15 protein-coding genes are annotated in these 17,485 nt (G+C 60.9%); 9 read left to right on the top strand and 6 right to left on the bottom strand.

Annotated elements, in window-relative coordinates; all coding sequences use genetic code 11:
- Window positions 1-489 precede the first annotated feature (489 nt).
- The 9 genes from QZ298_RS05335 to pth all read left to right on the top strand — a co-directional run bounded on the left by QZ298_RS05335 (window position 490) and on the right by pth (window position 9,433).
- The gene (locus QZ298_RS05335) at window positions 490-1,458 is read left to right on the top strand and encodes a hypothetical protein (protein ID WP_296006271.1); all 969 of its coding nucleotides are present in this window, start codon (window positions 490-492) and stop codon (window positions 1,456-1,458) included.
- Complete coding sequence (locus QZ298_RS05330) at window positions 1,455-3,830, top strand: hypothetical protein (RefSeq protein ID WP_296006269.1); 2,376 nt, start codon at window positions 1,455-1,457, stop codon at window positions 3,828-3,830. Before QZ298_RS05335 ends, QZ298_RS05330 begins: the two co-directional genes overlap by 4 nt.
- Before the next feature lie 42 nt (window positions 3,831-3,872).
- Window positions 3,873-4,760, top strand: coding sequence for a Clp protease ClpP (locus QZ298_RS05325; protein ID WP_296006266.1), 888 nt, complete (start codon window positions 3,873-3,875; stop codon window positions 4,758-4,760).
- Between the two features lie 87 nt (window positions 4,761-4,847).
- Window positions 4,848-5,825, top strand: coding sequence for a hypothetical protein (locus QZ298_RS05320; RefSeq protein ID WP_296006264.1), 978 nt, complete (start codon window positions 4,848-4,850; stop codon window positions 5,823-5,825).
- Between the two features lie 70 nt (window positions 5,826-5,895).
- Window positions 5,896-7,122 (top strand): phage portal protein, encoded by a 1,227-nt coding sequence (locus tag QZ298_RS05315; protein ID WP_296006263.1) that lies wholly within the window; start codon window positions 5,896-5,898, stop codon window positions 7,120-7,122.
- Entirely contained in the window at window positions 7,122-7,595 is a 474-nt protein-coding gene (locus tag QZ298_RS05310) for a hypothetical protein (protein WP_296006261.1), read from the top strand. The genes QZ298_RS05315 and QZ298_RS05310 overlap by 1 nt, the downstream gene beginning before the upstream one ends.
- Before the next feature lie 48 nt (window positions 7,596-7,643).
- On the top strand, window positions 7,644-8,048 hold the full coding sequence (locus tag QZ298_RS05305; protein WP_296006256.1) for a structural protein P5: 405 nt from the start codon (window positions 7,644-7,646) through the stop codon (window positions 8,046-8,048).
- A gap of 232 nt (window positions 8,049-8,280) precedes the next feature.
- Window positions 8,281-8,856, top strand: a complete 576-nt coding sequence (locus QZ298_RS05300) for a 50S ribosomal protein L25/general stress protein Ctc (protein ID WP_296006253.1) — start codon at window positions 8,281-8,283, stop codon at window positions 8,854-8,856.
- A gap of 13 nt (window positions 8,857-8,869) precedes the next feature.
- Complete coding sequence (gene pth / locus QZ298_RS05295) at window positions 8,870-9,433, top strand: aminoacyl-tRNA hydrolase (RefSeq protein WP_296006250.1); 564 nt, start codon at window positions 8,870-8,872, stop codon at window positions 9,431-9,433.
- Window positions 9,434-9,499: 66 nt separating this feature from the next.
- Here the strand turns inward: pth and QZ298_RS05290 are convergent, their stop codons facing one another.
- From QZ298_RS05290 to QZ298_RS05265, 6 genes are all read right to left on the bottom strand, one after another.
- Window positions 9,500-10,852 (bottom strand): MATE family efflux transporter, encoded by a 1,353-nt coding sequence (locus QZ298_RS05290; protein ID WP_296006247.1) that lies wholly within the window; start codon window positions 10,850-10,852, stop codon window positions 9,500-9,502.
- Between the two features lie 382 nt (window positions 10,853-11,234).
- Window positions 11,235-11,627 (bottom strand): RNA-binding S4 domain-containing protein, encoded by a 393-nt coding sequence (locus tag QZ298_RS05285; protein WP_296006244.1) that lies wholly within the window; start codon window positions 11,625-11,627, stop codon window positions 11,235-11,237.
- A gap of 2 nt (window positions 11,628-11,629) precedes the next feature.
- The gene (locus QZ298_RS05280) at window positions 11,630-12,886 is read right to left on the bottom strand and encodes an FtsW/RodA/SpoVE family cell cycle protein (protein ID WP_296006241.1); all 1,257 of its coding nucleotides are present in this window, start codon (window positions 12,884-12,886) and stop codon (window positions 11,630-11,632) included.
- A gap of 78 nt (window positions 12,887-12,964) precedes the next feature.
- Window positions 12,965-14,311 (bottom strand): UDP-N-acetylmuramoyl-L-alanine--D-glutamate ligase, encoded by a 1,347-nt coding sequence (gene murD, locus QZ298_RS05275; RefSeq protein ID WP_296006238.1) that lies wholly within the window; start codon window positions 14,309-14,311, stop codon window positions 12,965-12,967.
- 159 nt (window positions 14,312-14,470) lie between these two features.
- Window positions 14,471-15,715 (bottom strand): phospho-N-acetylmuramoyl-pentapeptide-transferase, encoded by a 1,245-nt coding sequence (mraY, locus tag QZ298_RS05270; protein ID WP_296006235.1) that lies wholly within the window; start codon window positions 15,713-15,715, stop codon window positions 14,471-14,473.
- 299 nt (window positions 15,716-16,014) lie between these two features.
- Entirely contained in the window at window positions 16,015-17,469 is a 1,455-nt protein-coding gene (locus QZ298_RS05265) for a UDP-N-acetylmuramoyl-L-alanyl-D-glutamate--2,6-diaminopimelate ligase (RefSeq protein ID WP_296006232.1), read from the bottom strand.
- Between the last annotated feature and the right edge of the window lie 16 nt (window positions 17,470-17,485).

Genomic DNA, 17,485 nt, shown 5'->3' with positions numbered 1-17,485 from the left:
TCGCACCGGAGTACGACGCGGCGGCTGTACGAAGAACTATGGCCATCATCCATATAAAGGTAAAAATTGGTTCGTGACGCAAAGTTATACAAAAATCGGTAGTTTTTTACACAAACTTGACAAAAAACAGCCCGAAAACTTGACAAAGGGGGTGCGTCCGCAATATATTTGCCCCACGATTCGACAACACCGCCGCTGCGCAGGGCGAGTTGTAAACACTTGTTTCCGGATTGGTTCTCAATCTTCTACGAATCGATTTCAATAATCATCAACATTTTATCAACGGGTTTTCGACGACTTGTCGACAATCGGATACGCCATGCCTCCGCATACGAAGCGCAGGGGAAGAACTTCGGGCAGCCGGGCGGAGGAAAGAACGATCGGCCGGAAAGACAGAGGGAGAGCCGAATCCGTTCGGCCGATTCCGGCAAACGATTTAATCAAGCATGTTCGGCCACCGTTTTGAAAACCCAGAAAAATCCTCGCATCATGCTTGCGTTCAAAACTACTCCTCCCGACTATTCGCCCACTTGGCGCAAGGCCCAATGCCGTGTGACGAGCGACACGGCACAAACGATCGACATCGCCCTGAAACACACGCTGACAGGCGAACTGTTAGGCACCAAGCGTTTCGTGAACGTCAGCGAAGCGACGTTCGACGTATCGCCCATCATCCGGCGCCGCATCCGTTTCGCACCCCAGCCCGCACCGACGGGGTATGTGTCGGCCGTCGACCGCAAAATCCCGGTAACGGTAACGGCAGCTCTCATGGACGACCCGAGCTGCAAGGTTCATTCGCCCACACGCGTCTACTTTGCCGGGGCCGAGATGCCGGACATGCTGTCGCTGCTCACGACCATGCCGACCGAACGGCTCATAGCCCCCGGAGAATGCGACGAAGTGACGCTGCTTTTCAACATACCCCCCGAAACGACCGTCACAGCACAAGGCCCCGAAGGCACCGTCGTCCGCACCTATGCCCCCGGCAGTTCGGGACTGCAAGCCTTCCGGCTCGACACGTCGGACTTCCCTGGCGCAGAACGGATCACTATCGAATTCGACACCTGCGGCAAGGTGGAATACACGGTCGTGCCCGCCGCCCAAGGCGCCCGCCGCATCGCCTGGCACAGCCGCACCGGATCGATCGAGCACTACACCTTCCCGATCGAGCAGACCGCCTCGGTCGAAACGCACAAAACCCGCATCTCCGGCGCCGACGGCACCGAAGTCGTCAGCGCGGCCCAGGAACAACGCCTGCGGCTCCGCTCGGCCTACGAAACACGTGCAATGCTGGAAACGATAGCCGAAATCCTGGTCGCACCCGAGGTGTGGATCGTCGACGCCACGGCCTATCGCAAGGTCGATGTGCTGAGCGACCAAGCCGTCGTCCACCGCCACGGGGTGCTGAGCTGTCTGGAGATCGAAATCCGGCCCTGCCGAACAATAGAACGCCCATGAAAACAACCCTGCAATTGCTGATCGACGGCCAAAACTGCGATTTGAGCGACACCGTGTGCCGTGTGCCAGGCTACACGGCGGCGAAGATCTCCGACATGGAAGCCTGCCGCGAGGGGCGCTCGCTAAAGCTGGAACTACCCCCGACGCCGCACAACCGCACCCTGCTGGGCGACCCGTGCGAACCGCATCCGGGCAATCGTTTCAACGCGGCGCTCCACACTGCGGCACTGACGGCCGAAGAGAGCGTGCTGCTGGAGGGCACGGCACGCCTGCTCTCGGCGTCGGGCGAGGGCTTCGTACTCGAAATCCGCGAAGGAGGCGCCGGCTGGGCCGAACGGGCGGCCCGGCGGATGTTCAACACGCTGGAAATCGACTACAAAGCCCCGCTGCACCCGACGACGATCGAACAAAGTTGGACGGATGCGTCGCCCGTGAAGTTCTTCCCCGTACATCGCGACGAATACCCGCAGCAAAGCAACCCGCAGGATCTGCTGACGGCCGAACGGCTGCTGACGGTCGACGACTACCACCCGTTTCTGCATGTGGCAACGCTCGTCGAACAGATCTTCAAGGAAGCGAACTACCGAATCGTGAGCGAATTTTTCGGAACGCCCTTTTTTCGCTCACTTTACATGAGCGGGGCCTACCCCACCCGCGACACCGCAGCCGCCGAGGCCCGCATGGGGTTTCTCGCCCGCCGCACAGGCCCGGCGACGGCGACGGCGAGCGCTGCCGGATGGGTCTACGCCGATCCGAAAGCCGTGCTCAATACGGTGGGCAACATCGTGGAGCCGGCGACACCCCAGACCCCCGACGCCGACGGCGAACCGATGACGGAGGTCTACAACAACGGCCGCTCGCTGGGGATGGTCGATGGCATGCTCTGCTTCACGCCAGCGACGGAAACGACCGTGGGATTCGAATACTACCTCAAGTACACGACCGACCACCGCATCCTGAGCCGCACACGGCTGCGCGGATTCGACTCGATCTACTTAGGCCCGGGATCGGAACTGCGCTTCGCACTGGCCAACCGATACGAAGACCGGCGTCCGGCGATACACGCCAACCGCACCTACCGCGTGGTGGTGTTCGACCACACGGCGGGCAGCCGATATCGGCTCAACTGCACCCTCCATGGCATGCCGGGCGCCGAGTGGACGACGTTCGACGTACGCTCGACGACCGTGACGACTCCGACGTCGGGCGATCCGGCCGACCCGGTGCTTTGGGTGCAGCGCGACGGCTCGTGGCTGCCCTATGCGGGCGACTGGGCGCTCTACGACGGCTACATCGGCGAAACGGGGCAGACGACCGTCGAACTGCGCGTGCGCACGGCGGCGCAAACCGTATCGCCCGCGGCACCCAAGTATTTCTACGACATCCACTTCTTCGGAGCCGAAGCCGGCATGGCGCTGACCCTGCACAAGGAATGCTCGCTGCGCCCCCGTTTCCAAGCCGGCCCGGGCTACGGCTCGATGCTCCGATTCGCCGACGTGGCCCAGCACCGCATCCGACAATCGGAGCTGCTCGAAGCGCTGGCCCACCTGTTCAACCTGCGGTTCTACACCGAAGAAGCCACGCGGCGCGTATTCATCGAACCGGCCGACGACTTCTACGGCGCGGGCGCCGAAGCGGACTGGCGTAGGAAAAGCGACTTCTCGAAACCGGTGGTGCTGGAAGAAATCGCCCCGAGCATCCACGAACTGCGCACGTGGTGCTACCAGGAGGGCGACGGAGCGGTAACGCGGTTCGAGGCGGCGAACGACACCCTGCTGGGAAGCTGGAGCGCACGCACCGAATCGTACGGAGCGAAGATGGGCACGCAGACGCTGCGCAATCCGCTGTTCCGCCCCACGCTCAACAGCACGGGCCACTACCGCAACGCCCGCTCGGCGCAACTGCTGCAAGTGGGCGACCGCGATGCGGCCGACGAAGACGGCACCAACTTCTCGCTCCGCATCGTGAGTTTCGCGGGCATGCACCCCCTCCCGGAGGGCGAACGCTGGGGCTACCCTTCGCATGCGGCGGAATATCCGCTGGCGGCGTTCCACTTCGCGGGCGATGCGGCGACCGCACCTTTTACGCTCTGTTTCGAAGACCGCGACGGCGCCCGGGGGCTGCACCACCGCTACGACCGGCAGGTCGCGCAGGAATCGACGCGCGAACGGATCACGCTCTCGCTGCGGCTGGCGCCTCACGAATTCGCAGCGCTGCTGGCTCCAGGCACGGGCGCCCCGGACATCCGCTCGATATTCCTGCTCGACACGGGCGGCGACACGGTACGCGCGACACTCCATGCCATCGAAGAATACGACCCAACGGAAGGCTCGGCCCGCTGCACGTTCGTCCACACGGCGGACGACGAATAGACACCCGACATTCATCGAAAAACACCCATCATTTTTTTGACTATGCAATCCATCCGAATCAACAACAACGCCGGCGTGTGCCACATCGACATCGAAGGAACGATCGGCGTGCCCGAAGAATGGCAGTTCGACCAACCGGAACAACGCATCGCCACCTACGAAAAATTTCGCGACGCCGTACGGCGCATCGGCGAAATCGACGCCCCGGAAGTGGTGGTCAACATCCGCTCGACGGGCGGCGACGTGAACGACGCCCTGCTCATCCACGACGCCCTGCGCCAGCTCTCGGGCCGCATTACCACCCGCTGCTACGGCTATACGGCCTCGGCCGCCACGATCATCGCCCAGGCGGCGAGCGACGGATGCCGCGAAATCTCGGCGAACGCCCTCTACTTGATCCACACGTCGATCTGCGCCACGGAGGGCAACGCGGCCGAACTGAGCGGCAAGATCGACCTGCTGCGCCACACCGACCGCCGGCTGGCCGAAATCTATGCCGCCCGCTCGGGCCGAACAGCCGAAGAATTCGAAACATTGATGGCCGAAAACAACGGCAACGGACGCTGGCTCTCGCCGGAAGAAACCTTGGCGGCAGGCCTGGCCGACACGATCATCGACGCAGGCGGCACGACAACGGAGACCTCCTCCGCACACCCGCGCAACGATGCCCGCGGCTGGGCGCGGCTTCTTGCCGCCCTGGGTCTGCACCGCGGGAAAGGCCCCTCCGACGAACTGCTCGACGACCGCAACGTCCTTCATTTCGACGACGAACCGGAATCCCGCCAAACCTCGTCCATAGCATCCGACGAAGCTTTCCGACATGCCGCGCCGACGACCACGCGCCCCTGCGAAGACCCTTCGTGCAACGAAACGATCCGCACGGCCAACCAACGCGCCTATGCGGCAGATGCGCGACAATTCAGGAAATAAACCGCGGACTTTGCAGCCGCAAAATCCGCCCCGAAGAGACCAAAACCCCTTTATCATCCATCATTTCACACTTTAATCCTTTACACTATGAGTTTGTTGGAAAATGCAAAACAGTATGTCGGTGCCGAACTCGACACCATCTTCTTCCGCCCGCTGCTTACCGGCCCGTCGGCCCAGGAACTGGGCGTGAGGGTACTCTACAACATGCCCGTGCCCACGACCGTGCAGCTGTGGGACGGTCAGCGCGACATCCTCCAGAAACACACGGCCAAAGGCTGGAGCGGAGGCCAGGTTGCGAAAAAATACCAGAAGACCATCGCCCTGAACCGCGTGAAGGCCGAGCTGGGATTCGCCGCTGCCGACTACTTCTCGCTGGTCTACGAAAAGATCGCAGCCCGGGCCGACGTCAACATGGACGACCTGACGGGCACCGAACTCGAACAGGCCGAAACGGCGCTCTTCCGCCAAGCTGTGGCCGAAAGCATCCGTGCCACGATGTGGGTGGGCGACACCTCGGCAACCACGGGTTACAACACCTTCAACGGCTTCCTCAAGACGATCAACGACTGCCTGATCGCCGAACCGTTCTACGCACTGCCCTATCAGGCGAGCGACGTGAACGACCCGGCGAAGATCATCGAAATCTTCGATGCGCTGTGGAAAAACGCCGACACCCGTCTGCAAGACATGAAGGCCGAAGGGCAGCTGGCGTTCTTCGTGACCTCGGATCTCTACTTCCTCTACGAAAAGTATCTCGACTCGAAAGGCGTCGACGCGGCCTACACCGACACGGTAAACGGCCGCCAGAGCCTCTCCTACCACGGCATCCCGGTAATCGACGTCCGCCTGGGCAACTACCTGGCGAACACTTCGCACCACAAATCGTTCTGCCTGCTGACCGACCGCCGCAACCTGGTGCTGGCCGTCAACACGTCCGACTTCCCTGGCAACGAAGTGCGCATGTGGTACAACCCCGACGAGATGGAGAACCGCCAGCGCGCCCTCTTCATGGCGGGATGCGATATCCTCGACGAGAGCCTGCTCGCATACGCCTACTGCGAATAGACCGAACGCTGTCCGCGGAAGTTGCCGGCGACTTCCGCGGACATGTTCCGCACCCGAAAAAAGAAAAAACATGGACAACCCAACACGCAAAACCGCCGTGGGCGTCACAGCGCGCACGGAACCCTACATGACTCTGGGCACAGGAACGGTGCAGAGCGATAAATTCTGGCGCTGGGGCGACGACAACCTGCTGCCCTACGCCCTGGCGCTGATGGCCCGCCGCTCGACGACCCACCGCCGCATCATCAACGACAAAGCCGACTACATCTCGGGCAAAGGAGTGATCTGCGACGAAAATCTGCCACGGCTGAAAAGCCTGATCGAACGGGTCAACCCGCTGGGCGAGAGCCTGCGGCAGGTGCTCAACAAACTGGCCTACGACAAAGCGCTCTTCGGCAACGCCTTTCTGGAAGTGGTAACCGACGCGCGGCACTCGTTCCTGGCCCTCTATCATCAGGACGCCTCGCGCTGCCGCGTAGCCCGCGACGAACACCATATCCTGCTGCACCACGACTGGACGTCGTTCAACCCCTCCGAGGCGCAGTCGCTGCCGCTCTACCCGCTTTTCGAGGAACAGCCCGACGGCACGCTGCGCGCGCTGATCCACTACAAGGACTACGAACCGATGTTCAGCCACTACGGCGTGCCGCCCTACATCGCGGGGTTCGGCGTCTCGGCTATCGCCTACAAGACCGACCGCTGGAACATCTCGCGCCTGGACAACTCGTTCCAGCTCTCGGGCGTGCTGCTGCTGGACTCGGCCGTGGACAACGAAGCCGAAGCCGAACGCGTGATGCGGCTGGCAGAGGAGAAGTTCGCCGGCAACCCGGGGCAGGTCATGTTCGTGATCCGCGAGGGAAGCGAAGGCGACAAGGACAACTCGCGCTTCATTCCGATCAACTCGCAGAACGAGGGCGACTGGCAGGCGCTGCACGAACAGGCCGTAGGCGACATCGTGGTGGCCCACTCATGGTTCCGCACGTTGAGCGGTCTGGACTACGCGAGCGGCTTCAACGCCGAACGCATCCTCCACGAATATGAAATCGCGCTCAACACCGTGATTCTGGGCGAACAGGCCGAGCTGATGGAACCCATCCGCGAGACGATCGCTTCGACGCTGGGTCTCGACACCTCGTCGCTGGAGATCGTCAACCGCCCCCCGACGCGCTCGAAACCGATCTACATGAAGGTGTGGGAAGCCCGCAAGGCCGACGGACTGGATTACGACCCCGAGGACGAACGCCAGCAGGCCTTCCTGTCGGAAATCACGAAGTACAACATCCGAAGCATCGAATAATGGAAACCCTCATTACCCCTCTGCAAGTGCTGAAAACAGCTTTCGGCGACAGCGAGATGCTCCCGCCCCAGACCATTGCGCCGGCCGACATCGCCGCTGCCGAAGAACGCTGGATCGTCCCGGCCATCGGACGCAAACTCTACGGGCAGCTGCTCGCCGGCGCCGATGCGGAATTCTGCGCCGACTATCTGGCGGCACCCGTGGCGCTCTTTACCCGCACGCTGGTGCAACCCCGGCTGGACATCCGCACCGACCGCACGGGCACGGCGGCGCCCCGCTCCTCCTACGGCCAACCGGCGAACGACGACGCCCTCCGGCAGCAGCACCGCCGGCTGTTGCAGGAAGCCCGCACGCTGCTGCGCCGGGCGACAGAGTATCTGCGCACCCATCGCGCCGACTTCCCGGACTACGACCCCGACGACGACCCGACCGCGCGCTGTACGATCGAAAGCGGCATCGTCTTGAAATCGTAGGAGCCTGCGCTCCTGGTTTTACGAATTTTGCAAAAACACATTCTTAAAATGTCCCGAGGCTTAAAAAACTGCAATCCCGGCAACATCCGGCAATCCAAAAGCCGCTACAAGGGCGAGGTGCGTCCGTCGCGCGACCCGGCATTCAAACAATTCGAATCGCTGGCCTGGGGCTACCGGGCGATCTTCATGCTGCTGCACACCTACCGCACCCGCCACAACCTGCGCACCCTTGCGGAGATGATCGCCCGCTGGGCGCCGCCCACGGAAAACCGCACCGACGCCTACATCCGAGCCGTGGCTCGGAGCACGGGCATCGCACCCGACGAACCCCTCGACACCCTCGACCGCAAAACCATGGAGCCTATCGCCGCAGCCATCTCACGGGTGGAAAACGGCATCCCGGCCGACCGGCGCGAAGTAGAAAGGGGATGGGAGCTGTTCGAGAAACCCTGATTCCCGATCATGCCGCCGCATCCCGCAATCGCTGTCGCCCGAAGACCAGGAATTTGCAGAAACCGGTTTCGAAGCTCCGCACTTTGCAGCACCCGAAATTTTCGAACGGCGATTTTTTGAATTGTCGACTTTTTCTTCCTATCTTTGTCCCCCGAAAACAGGCGGAAATGGGATGCGGCCCGCGAGACCGTATTGAGAACCGCCGGTGGCAATAACAAAAAACAAAAACATCATGAAAACCATTGCTGTAAAAGCGACCAAGCGCGCAGACTTCGGCAAGAAAGCCGCCAAGGCAGTGCGTCGCGAGGGACTCGTTCCCTGCGTATTGTGCGGTAACGGCGAGACCGTATCGTTCTCGGTCGATCCCCGCGAGATCAAACCCCTGATCTACACCCCCAACTCCTACATCGTAGAGTTCGACTTCGACGGCAAGACCGAGAAGGCCGTGCTTCGCGAAGCGCAGTTCCACCCCGTGCGCGAGGAGATTCTGCACCTCGACTTCTACCGCATCGCTGCAGGCAAGCCCGTGTCGATCGCCATTCCGGTGCGTCTGACCGGTAACGCCGAAGGCGTGAAGGTCGGTGGTAAGCTGGCCCTCTCGGCCCGCAAGCTGACCGTGAGCGCTCTGGTGGAGAACCTGCCCGACGAGATCGTAGTGGACGTCACGCCGCTGGGCGTCGGCAAGACCATCTTCGTGGGCGACCTGAAGATGGAGAACATCAAGTTCGTGACCCCCGCCACGACGGCCGTCTGCGCCGTGCGCGTAACCCGTGCTTCGCGCGGTGCCGCCGCTGCCGAAGGCAAATAATCGCTGACGCGGCATGAAATACCTCATCGTTGGGCTGGGCAACATCGGCGCCGAATACGCCGAGACCCGCCACAACATCGGATTCAAAGTGTTGGACGCCCTGGCCGGGGCGTCCAACGCGCTTTTTACCACCGCCCGCTACGGCGACGTGGCTGAAATCCGGCACAAGGGCCGCACCCTGGTGCTGCTGAAACCCTCGACCTACATGAACCTCTCGGGCAAGGCGGTGCGCTACTGGCTCGACGCGGAGAAGATTCCGCGCGAGAACCTGCTGGTCGTATCCGACGACATCGCCCTGCCGTTCGGCGCGCTGCGCATCCGTCAGCGGGGAAGCGCCGGCGGCCACAACGGGCTGAAAAACATCGCCGAGCTGCTGGGCACCGAAGATTTCGCACGAATGCGCTTCGGCGTGGGCGGCGACTTCCCGCGCGGCCATCAGGTCGACTACGTGCTGGGCGAATGGACGGCCGAAGAGCGCGAGGCGCTGCCCGAGCGGCTGAAAATCTTTGGCGATGCGCTCCTCTCGTTCGCCACGGTGGGCGTCGAACGGACGATGAACTTCTTCAACAAGAAATAAAAGAACGAGAAACACTGAATCATCGAAGAAAAAAGCGATTGTGTATCTACACAATCGCTTTTTGCATCAACGAGTCCGCCGCCGGCACAGCCAATAATAGGCACCGATCGCCAAGAACGTCAGCATTTCGGAAAGCGGCATAGCCAACCAGATGCCGGGCGTACCGCACAGACGGGGTAGCAAGACGAAAGCGGGAACAAGGAAGAAGAATCCACGCAAAAGAGCGAAAAACGTTGCCGGACGCACCCGTTCGAGACTCTGGTAATAACCGATGACCGCGAGGTTGACGACGAAGCAGACGAATCCGGCGGCGAAGAGCGGAAACCCCTCAACGGCGAGCCGGGCCGCCACCGTCTCCAACGGCAGAAACAACCCGACCAGCAGCTGCGGACACCCCACGAAAGCCAGCGCGACCGCCCCGCCGCAAAAAACAGCCGTGGCAAGGGCGACACGCTGTACCGCGGCAACCCGGTCAAGACGGGCGGCTCCGAAGTTGAAACTGACGATCGGCTGGGCCGACTGGGCCACGGCATTGCCTATCATGAAAACGAACGGCGCATAGTAGCAGGCTATGCCGAACGCCCCCACACCGTCGTCGCCCAAGTAGTGCATGAAGACCAGATTGCCGGTAAACATCAACACAGCCATCGTTGCCTCGCCCAACATGGCCGACGCCCCGATGCGGCACTGGTAACCAATGTTACGCAAGGTAAGACGCAGGCTTTTGCGGCTGGCTTTGAGAGGATAAAACCGCAATGTCCGAGCCCGACGGAAAAGATAGACCCCGACGATTATGCCTCCTATGGCTACGGCCAGGGTCGACGCGAGCGCCGCTCCGAAGACGTCCCATCCCAACGGAAAGACGAAGAACCAGTCGAGCACGACGTTGACCAATGCTGAAACGACGCTGCACCACATGGCCAGCCGAGGTGCACCGTCCAGACGCACGACGAACAACCCCACGGCGACCCACATTTGAGGAACCAATGCCGGAACGAAACCCCACAGATAATCGACGACCATGGGCAACAGATGCTCCGACGACCCGAGCCACGCAGCAACAGGACGCACGAAACCAAGAATCAAGGCCGAACACACCAGCGTAACAAGAGTGACGAACAAAAACGCCTGCGTGACGTTGATGCGTGCGGCCTTGACCTGCTGCCGGGCGAGATGGATCGATGCAACGACCGAACAGCCGGCTCCGACCATCAGTCCGAAGCCCGTGAAGAGCATCAGCAGCGGAATGCAGATGTTGATAGCGGCGATGCCGTCGCTGCCGACCCCATGGCCGACAAAAATGCCGTCGGCGACCGTGACGGCCGAGATGCTGAGCATACCCAGCAGTGTGGGAACGAAAAACTTGCGGAACAGGCGGCCGACATGTTCCGTCCCGAGATCCAAAGCGTCTCTTTCCATAATATTTTCCATTTATAAAAAATCCGTATCATTCGATTCCGACCACGCAAACAACCGGACTTGAGTCGAACGACGGGCGGCTCCGAACACAAAAAAGGCCGGATAAGCGTCGTGGTTTTACCCAGTCATCTTATCCGGCCTTATAGCAGCCCTCCGATGAGGATTACAAAACAAACTATTTATAGTGCAAAGATACGAATAAGCGAGGACAAAACCAAACCAAAGGTTTGATTATGCCGAGGCGAAGTATCTTCAGCGAAGCCAGAGACCCAAATAGAAACAGAGACAGAATAAGAGCAAAGGCAAAAACGGAGCATGGAAGCAAGAATCTGGGCCGGGACGCAGATAGGGCGGCAGAAAGTAAAATATGCCCGCCTTCCGGTTACTCTTCTTCGTAATAAATCCCGTCCATCAGTTGGTCGAGGTCGCGGCGTTCTTTCTTGGTCGGGCGTCCGGTGCCGCGGTCGCGGAAGACGAAGATCGTCTCGCGCGGCACGTTGAGCTTGTCGAGCTCCTCCTGCGGCGTGGTGTTGAGGCAGTAATCGGGTACGTTCTTGGCAGGCTGGCGGCTCGAAACCAGATCGAGCACCTTATAAGAGTAAGTTACCTGCTGACGCCGCACCTCGATGCGGTCGCCGATCTTCACTTCGCGCGACGGCTTGGCATAAGCCCCGTCGACCGTGACCTTGTTGTTGCGGATGGCGTCGGCCGCATCGCTGCGGGTCTTGAAAACCCGCACGGCCCACAAGTATTTATCGAGTCGAACACTATCCATCTTTATTTCTCGTAAATCGTTTCGCCCTTGGGCTTATCGTGCGACTTCTCGTCGTTCTGGCGGCTGACGCTGAGGATCATGCCCAAAGCAATGGCCGTGAAGAGCACGGCCGAACCGCCGCGCGAAATCAGCGGCAGCGTCTGCCCCGTTTCGGGAATGAGGTTGACCGTGACCATGATATGCAGCAACGCCTGACAAGTGATCTGCAAGGCCAGTCCCAGCACCAGCAACCCCGGAAAAGCCGTGCCGCAACGCCGGAAAATCTCGATCGCCCGGAAGAAAATCCACAGATAGAGCATCAGCAGCACCACGGCCAGCAACAACCCGTACTCCTCGACGAAAAACGCAAAGGCGTAGTCGCTCTCGGGGTGGATCATCTCCACACGCATGGCGCTCTGCCCGGCGCCCTGGCCCAGGATGCCGCCATTGTGGATGGCGATCATCGAACGCTCCGAGTCGGTAAGATGCTCGATGGGCTTCTCGGTCTGGGGCTGCGTCCAATAGTTCATCCAGGTGGAGACGCGCCCCTCGGCGGTCTGGCTGCGCCCCAGATTCAAGGTCATGACCAACATCACGGCGGCAAGCGCCGCGAGCAAGAGTTTCATCAACTCGCCGAAGCGCACGCGCCCGATCAACATCATGACCCACGAGGCCAAAAACACCAGCATCGCCGACGAAAAATGGGCCGGGAAAATCACTGCGCACGAGACGACCATCGGCATGAGGATCGGCCGCGCACCCTCGCGCCAGATGCGCCGCTGCGCGGGCTGCCCCCACGTCCAGAAACGCCACGAAGGCAGGATGCGGAGCTTGTCGATCTTCGACTGCCGCCCGGCCAGCTGCTGGGCCAGGAAAAGCACCGTAGCGACCTTCAGCGCCTCGGAGGGCTGGAACTGGAACCCGCCGACCGGTATCCAGCGGGCGGCGCCGTTGACGGTCGACCCGACGAAATAGACGGCGACGGTCGCCAGCACAGAGAGGAAATAGACGGGCCGCGCAAAGTAATTGTAGATCCGGCAATCGATCTTTTGCACGGTAAGCATGACGACCATGCTGACCGCCAGAATGAACAATTGCTGCCGCAGAAAATGGGCCGTCGTGCGGGCCGTATGGGCATCGTAGGCCATCTTGGCCGTAGACGAATAGACGACCAGCACCGAAATGACCGCCAGGGTGGCCACGATGATCCACAGCACGCGATCCCCGGTAAACAACCGGAACTTCCGCCCTTCGGCTTTATCGGGATCAATAGCTGCCATAAAACTCAACGATTCGAATCATTTGCAAACTATCCGACCGCCTCTGCAAAACATCGGTCGGCTTTACGAAAAGATTTTCTACTTCTCCTTTACCCATTGCTTGAACATTTCGCCGCGGTGCTCGTAGTTCTTGAACAAGTCGAACGACGCGCAGGCAGGCGACAGCAGCACCGCATCGCCTGGGCGTGCAGCGGCCTTGGCGGCAGTCATGGCCGCCTCGAACGAATCGACGGAGACCACATCGGGCACCACGCCCGTGAACTCGCGCACGAGCTTGGCATTGTCCAGCCCCATGCAGACCAACGTATGCACTTTCTGCCGCGCGAACTCTTTGAGCGGGCCGTAGTCATTGCCCTTGTCCGTGCCGCCGGCGATCCAGACCAGCGGACGCGTCATGCTCTCCAAGGCGTACCACACCGAATCGACGTTGGTCGCTTTCGAATCGTTGATCCACAGCACGCCCTGCTTCTCGGCGACGGGTTCGAGCCGGTGCTCGACGGGTGCGAAGTCGTAAAGCGATCGGCGGATCTTGGCCGGAGCGACGCCTGCCGCAAGGGTTGCCAAAGCCGCCGCCATAGCGTTGTAGGCATTGTGAAGCCCGGCAATGCGCATTTTGGCCATGTCTATTTCAACCGAAGCCTTGCCGGCCGTGGCGGTAAATTTGCCGTCGCACAGAAAAGCATCGCCGGCACCGCTCGCCACCGCATTGCGCGCCGCGAAAGGCAGCTGCCGCATCCGCAGATCGTACTTAGGCAGCTGCTGCCAGATCGTCTCGTCATCGCCCGAGAAGACGAACCAGTCGCGCGAAGTCTGATTCTGCGTGATGCGCATCTTCGAGTCGATGTAGTTCTGGAAACAATGGTCGTAGCGATCGAGGTGGTCTGGCGTGATGTTCATCAACACCCCGATGTGGGCGCGGAAGCGGTACATGCCGTCGAGTTGGAACGAACTCAACTCCAGAACATACCAGTCGTAGTCGCCCGTAGCGACCGAGTAGGCGAAGCTCTCGCCGATGTTGCCGCCCAAGGCGACGTTCAGCCCCGCGTCGCGCATGATCTTGTAGATGAGCGACGTAGTGGTCGTCTTGCCATTCGAACCGGTAATGCAGATACATCGGGCCTTGCCCATATAACGCCCGGCGAACTCCATCTCGGAGACGACCGGAATGCCGGCCTCGCGAATCTTCCGCACGATGGGCGCCGTGTCGGGGATGCCGGGCGACTTGACCACCTCCGTGGCGGCGAGGATGCGCTCCTCGCTGTGTCCGCCCTCCTCGTAGGGCACCTGCCACTCGTCGAGCTTCTCCCGATAACGCGCGGCGATGCGGCCGCTGTCGGAAAGAAAGACTCCGAACCCCTTCTTCTTGGCGAGGATTGCGGAACCGTAACCGCTGATGCCGCCGCCTAATACGACAATGTTTTTCATAATGCGTCGAATCTTATTTCTGTTCGTTTGCGGGCCGGAGCCTGCGAAGCACGCCCGGCAAAGAACCGGGTTTCGAAAAGAGTTTGCTGACCCGCAGGGCGGGCCTCCCCGGAAGCTGCGGCCCGCTGCGAATGCGGACGACTGTTTCTTCGGTTTCCTCTATCTTATCTTCAATGTTACCAGCGTGATGGCGGCCAGGAGCAGCGAAATGATCCAGAAGCGGATGACGATCTTGGTCTCGAACTGGCCTTTCTTCTGGTAGTGGTGGTGCACGGGCGACATAAGCAGAATGCGGCGCCCCTCGCCATATTTACGCTTGGTGTATTTGAAATAGGCAACCTGCAACATGACCGAGCAGCTCTCCACCAGGAAGACGCCGCACAGGACAGGCAACAGCAGCTCCTTGCGGATGCAGAGGGCGAAGACGGCGATGATGCCGCCGATCGAGAGCGACCCGGTGTCGCCCATGAAGATCTGCGCGGGGAATGAATTGTACCACAGAAAACCCACCAGCGCCCCGATCATCGCGGCGGCGAAGACCACCAGCTCGCCGCTCTGGGGGATGTACATGATGTTGAGGTAGTCGGCGTAGACGATGTGTCCGGAGAGGTAGGCCAGCATGCCCAGCACCACGACGATCGGCACCGAGACCCCCGTAGCCAAGCCGTCGAGTCCGTCGGTAAGGTTGGCGCCGTTCGACACGGCCGTGACGACGAAGATCGCCACCAGCACGTAGAGCAGCCAGGCGGCGACGTCGTGGCCGCCGGTCATCCATCCGTAGTCGAACTCGTTGTCCTTGATGAAAGGGATCGTGGTCTTGGTCGTCTTGGTGCTCTCGGAGCTGAGCAGCACGCGCTGCCGGAACTGCTGCTCGACCGACCCGTCGGCATTGACGAAGAGCGTCTCGACGGGCTGCGTGACCTTCTCGCGCACGACGATCTCGGGCGAAAGCCACATGGTGGTGCCGACGATGATGCCCAAGCCGACCTGCCCGACGACCTTGAACCGCCCCTTGAGACCCTCCTTGCGATGGCGGAACACTTTGATATAGTCGTCCAGCCCGCCGATGAAGCCCAACCAGAGGGTCGAAACGATCATCAACTGCACATAAACGTTGTCCAGACGTCCGAACAACAACGTAGGTATGAGAATCGCCAGCAGGATGATGACACCGCCCATCGTAGGAGTACCGCGCTTCTGGAGCTGCCCTTCGAGACCCAGGTCACGAATATCCTCGCCGATCTGCTGGCGGCGCAGGAAGTCGATGATCGACCGGCCGAAGATCACGGCGATCAACAACGACACGATGATGGCCGCCGCGGCACGGAACGAAATGTACTGGAACATACCCGCACCGGGAATGCTGTAAGACTGGCTGAGAATACGAAAAAGATGATAAAACATTATGGAACAACTATTTATTAAAAATTCAATACAATTGCGACAGCGTATCTCCGTTCCCGAAGCATGCAGCCGACCCGAAAATTTTGGCCGCTCTGAATGTTCCGGCCGCTCCAGAGCGTGAAACCTCCCCGGAAACTCCGGCCCCTCCGAAGTGCGGAGCCGTCACGAAAACCCGGCCCCTCCGAAAGCTCCGACCGTCTCCAAGAATACGACCCTTCCCAGAAACTCCGCCCCCTCTCAAAGCGCGAAGCCGTTAGCACGCTGAAGACTCCGACCGGCCCCAAAACTTCTTACCCTTTTTACCCCAACGTTTCGAATGCTTTTCTTACCTGCTCGCGGTCGTCGAAATGCCGTTTTTCGTCGCCCACGATCTGGTAGTCCTCGTGCCCTTTGCCGGCTACAAGCAGGATATCGCCCGGACGGGACAGCATCACGGCCGTGCGGATGGCTTCGGCACGGTCGGCGATGCGCAGGTAGCGCACCGCGGGGTCGAGACCGGCCACCATCTCGTCGAGGATGGCTTCGGGCGACTCATGCCGCGGATTGTCCGACGTGAAGATCGCCGTCGAGGCATATTTCACGGCTATGGCCGCCATTTCGGGCCGCTTGGTACGGTCGCGGTCGCCGCCGCAGCCGCACACGACCAGCAGCTGTTGCCCCGGCGTGCGGATCTCCTCGATGGTGCGGATCACGTTTTCAAGCGCATCGGGCGTATGGGCGTAGTCCACCACGGCCGTGGTGCCGTTCTCCGCGCGCACGATCTCGAAACGTCCGGCCACGGGCCGCAAAGCGCTCAACACGCGCAGCACTTCGTCGCGTCCGAAGCCCAGCAGCCGCGCAGCACCATAGACCGACAGCAGGTTGTAGGCGTTGAACCGCCCGGGCAGGGCCACCCACACCTCGCAGCCGTCGATGCGCAGCAGCATGCCGTCGAGGTGCTGCTCGACGATCTTGCACTGGAAATCGGCCATCGACCGCAGCGAATAAGCATAGACCTTGGCAGCGGAATTCTGCACCATGATGCGTCCGTTGCGGTCGTCGACGTTGGTCAGCGCAAAGGCATCGGCCGGCAACGCGTCGAAAAACGACTGCTTGGCCTTGATGTAGGCGGCGAAAGTCTTGTGGTAGTCGAGGTGGTCGTGAGTGATATTGGAGAACAGGCCCCCGGCGAAGTGCAGGCCCCGGATGCGCTCCTGCACGATGGCATGGGACGAACACTCCATGAAACAATATTCGCACCCGGCGTCGGCCATCTCGCGCATCATAGCGTTGAGCCGCACGGGATCGGGCGTGGTGTGGGTCGACTCGACGGTGCGTTCATCGATCTTGTAGACCACCGTGGAGATCAATCCGGCCTTGTGTCCCAAGGCCCGCACCAGATCGTAGAGCAACGTGGCGGTCGTGGTCTTGCCGTTGGTGCCCGTGACGCCGACCAGCTTGAGGCTGCGGCTGGGATGGTCGTAAAACGCGGCCGCCATGTCAGCCATGGCACCGGCGGGATCATCGACAACGACGCAGACGATCCCCGCGGCGAGAGTCTCGGGCCGACGGCTGCACACGATGGCCGCAGCGCCCTTTTCGATGGCCGCAGGGATGAAGTCATGGCCGTCGCACCGCGTGCCGGCCACAGCGAAGAAGCAGGCTCCCGGCACGACGGCCCGCGAATCGTAGATCAACGCCTCGATCCGCACCCCGGCATCGCCCAGCAATTCGCGCACGGGCGTATTCTCGATCAACTCGGAAAGAAATTTCATATGCTCTCGGCTATAT

Origin of the sequence: uncultured Alistipes sp. (genome assembly GCF_910580175.1) — a bacterium.
Lineage (GTDB): Bacteria > Bacteroidota > Bacteroidia > Bacteroidales > Rikenellaceae > Alistipes.
Note: the sequence above shows the minus strand (reverse complement) of the source record. Positions and strands in the feature narration are given on the sequence as shown.

Bases quoted from the DNA above. Each gene is read 5' to 3' on its own strand.
- QZ298_RS05335 (WP_296006271.1), top strand. From the start codon at position 490: ATGCTTGCGTTCAAAACTACTCCTCCCGACTATTCGCCCACTTGGCGC.
- QZ298_RS05330 (WP_296006269.1), top strand. From the start codon at position 1,455: ATGAAAACAACCCTGCAATTGCTGATCGACGGCCAAAACTGCGATTTG.
- QZ298_RS05325 (WP_296006266.1), top strand. From the start codon at position 3,873: ATGCAATCCATCCGAATCAACAACAACGCCGGCGTGTGCCACATCGAC.
- QZ298_RS05320 (WP_296006264.1), top strand. From the start codon at position 4,848: ATGAGTTTGTTGGAAAATGCAAAACAGTATGTCGGTGCCGAACTCGAC.
- QZ298_RS05315 (WP_296006263.1), top strand. From the start codon at position 5,896: ATGGACAACCCAACACGCAAAACCGCCGTGGGCGTCACAGCGCGCACG.
- QZ298_RS05310 (WP_296006261.1), top strand. From the start codon at position 7,122: ATGGAAACCCTCATTACCCCTCTGCAAGTGCTGAAAACAGCTTTCGGC.
- QZ298_RS05305 (WP_296006256.1), top strand. From the start codon at position 7,644: ATGTCCCGAGGCTTAAAAAACTGCAATCCCGGCAACATCCGGCAATCC.
- QZ298_RS05300 (WP_296006253.1), top strand. From the start codon at position 8,281: ATGAAAACCATTGCTGTAAAAGCGACCAAGCGCGCAGACTTCGGCAAG.
- pth (WP_296006250.1), top strand. From the start codon at position 8,870: ATGAAATACCTCATCGTTGGGCTGGGCAACATCGGCGCCGAATACGCC.
- QZ298_RS05290 (WP_296006247.1), bottom strand. From the start codon at position 10,852: ATGGAAAGAGACGCTTTGGATCTCGGGACGGAACATGTCGGCCGCCTG.
- QZ298_RS05285 (WP_296006244.1), bottom strand. From the start codon at position 11,627: ATGGATAGTGTTCGACTCGATAAATACTTGTGGGCCGTGCGGGTTTTC.
- QZ298_RS05280 (WP_296006241.1), bottom strand. From the start codon at position 12,886: ATGGCAGCTATTGATCCCGATAAAGCCGAAGGGCGGAAGTTCCGGTTG.
- murD (WP_296006238.1), bottom strand. From the start codon at position 14,311: ATGAAAAACATTGTCGTATTAGGCGGCGGCATCAGCGGTTACGGTTCC.
- mraY (WP_296006235.1), bottom strand. From the start codon at position 15,715: ATGTTTTATCATCTTTTTCGTATTCTCAGCCAGTCTTACAGCATTCCC.
- QZ298_RS05265 (WP_296006232.1), bottom strand. From the start codon at position 17,469: ATGAAATTTCTTTCCGAGTTGATCGAGAATACGCCCGTGCGCGAATTG.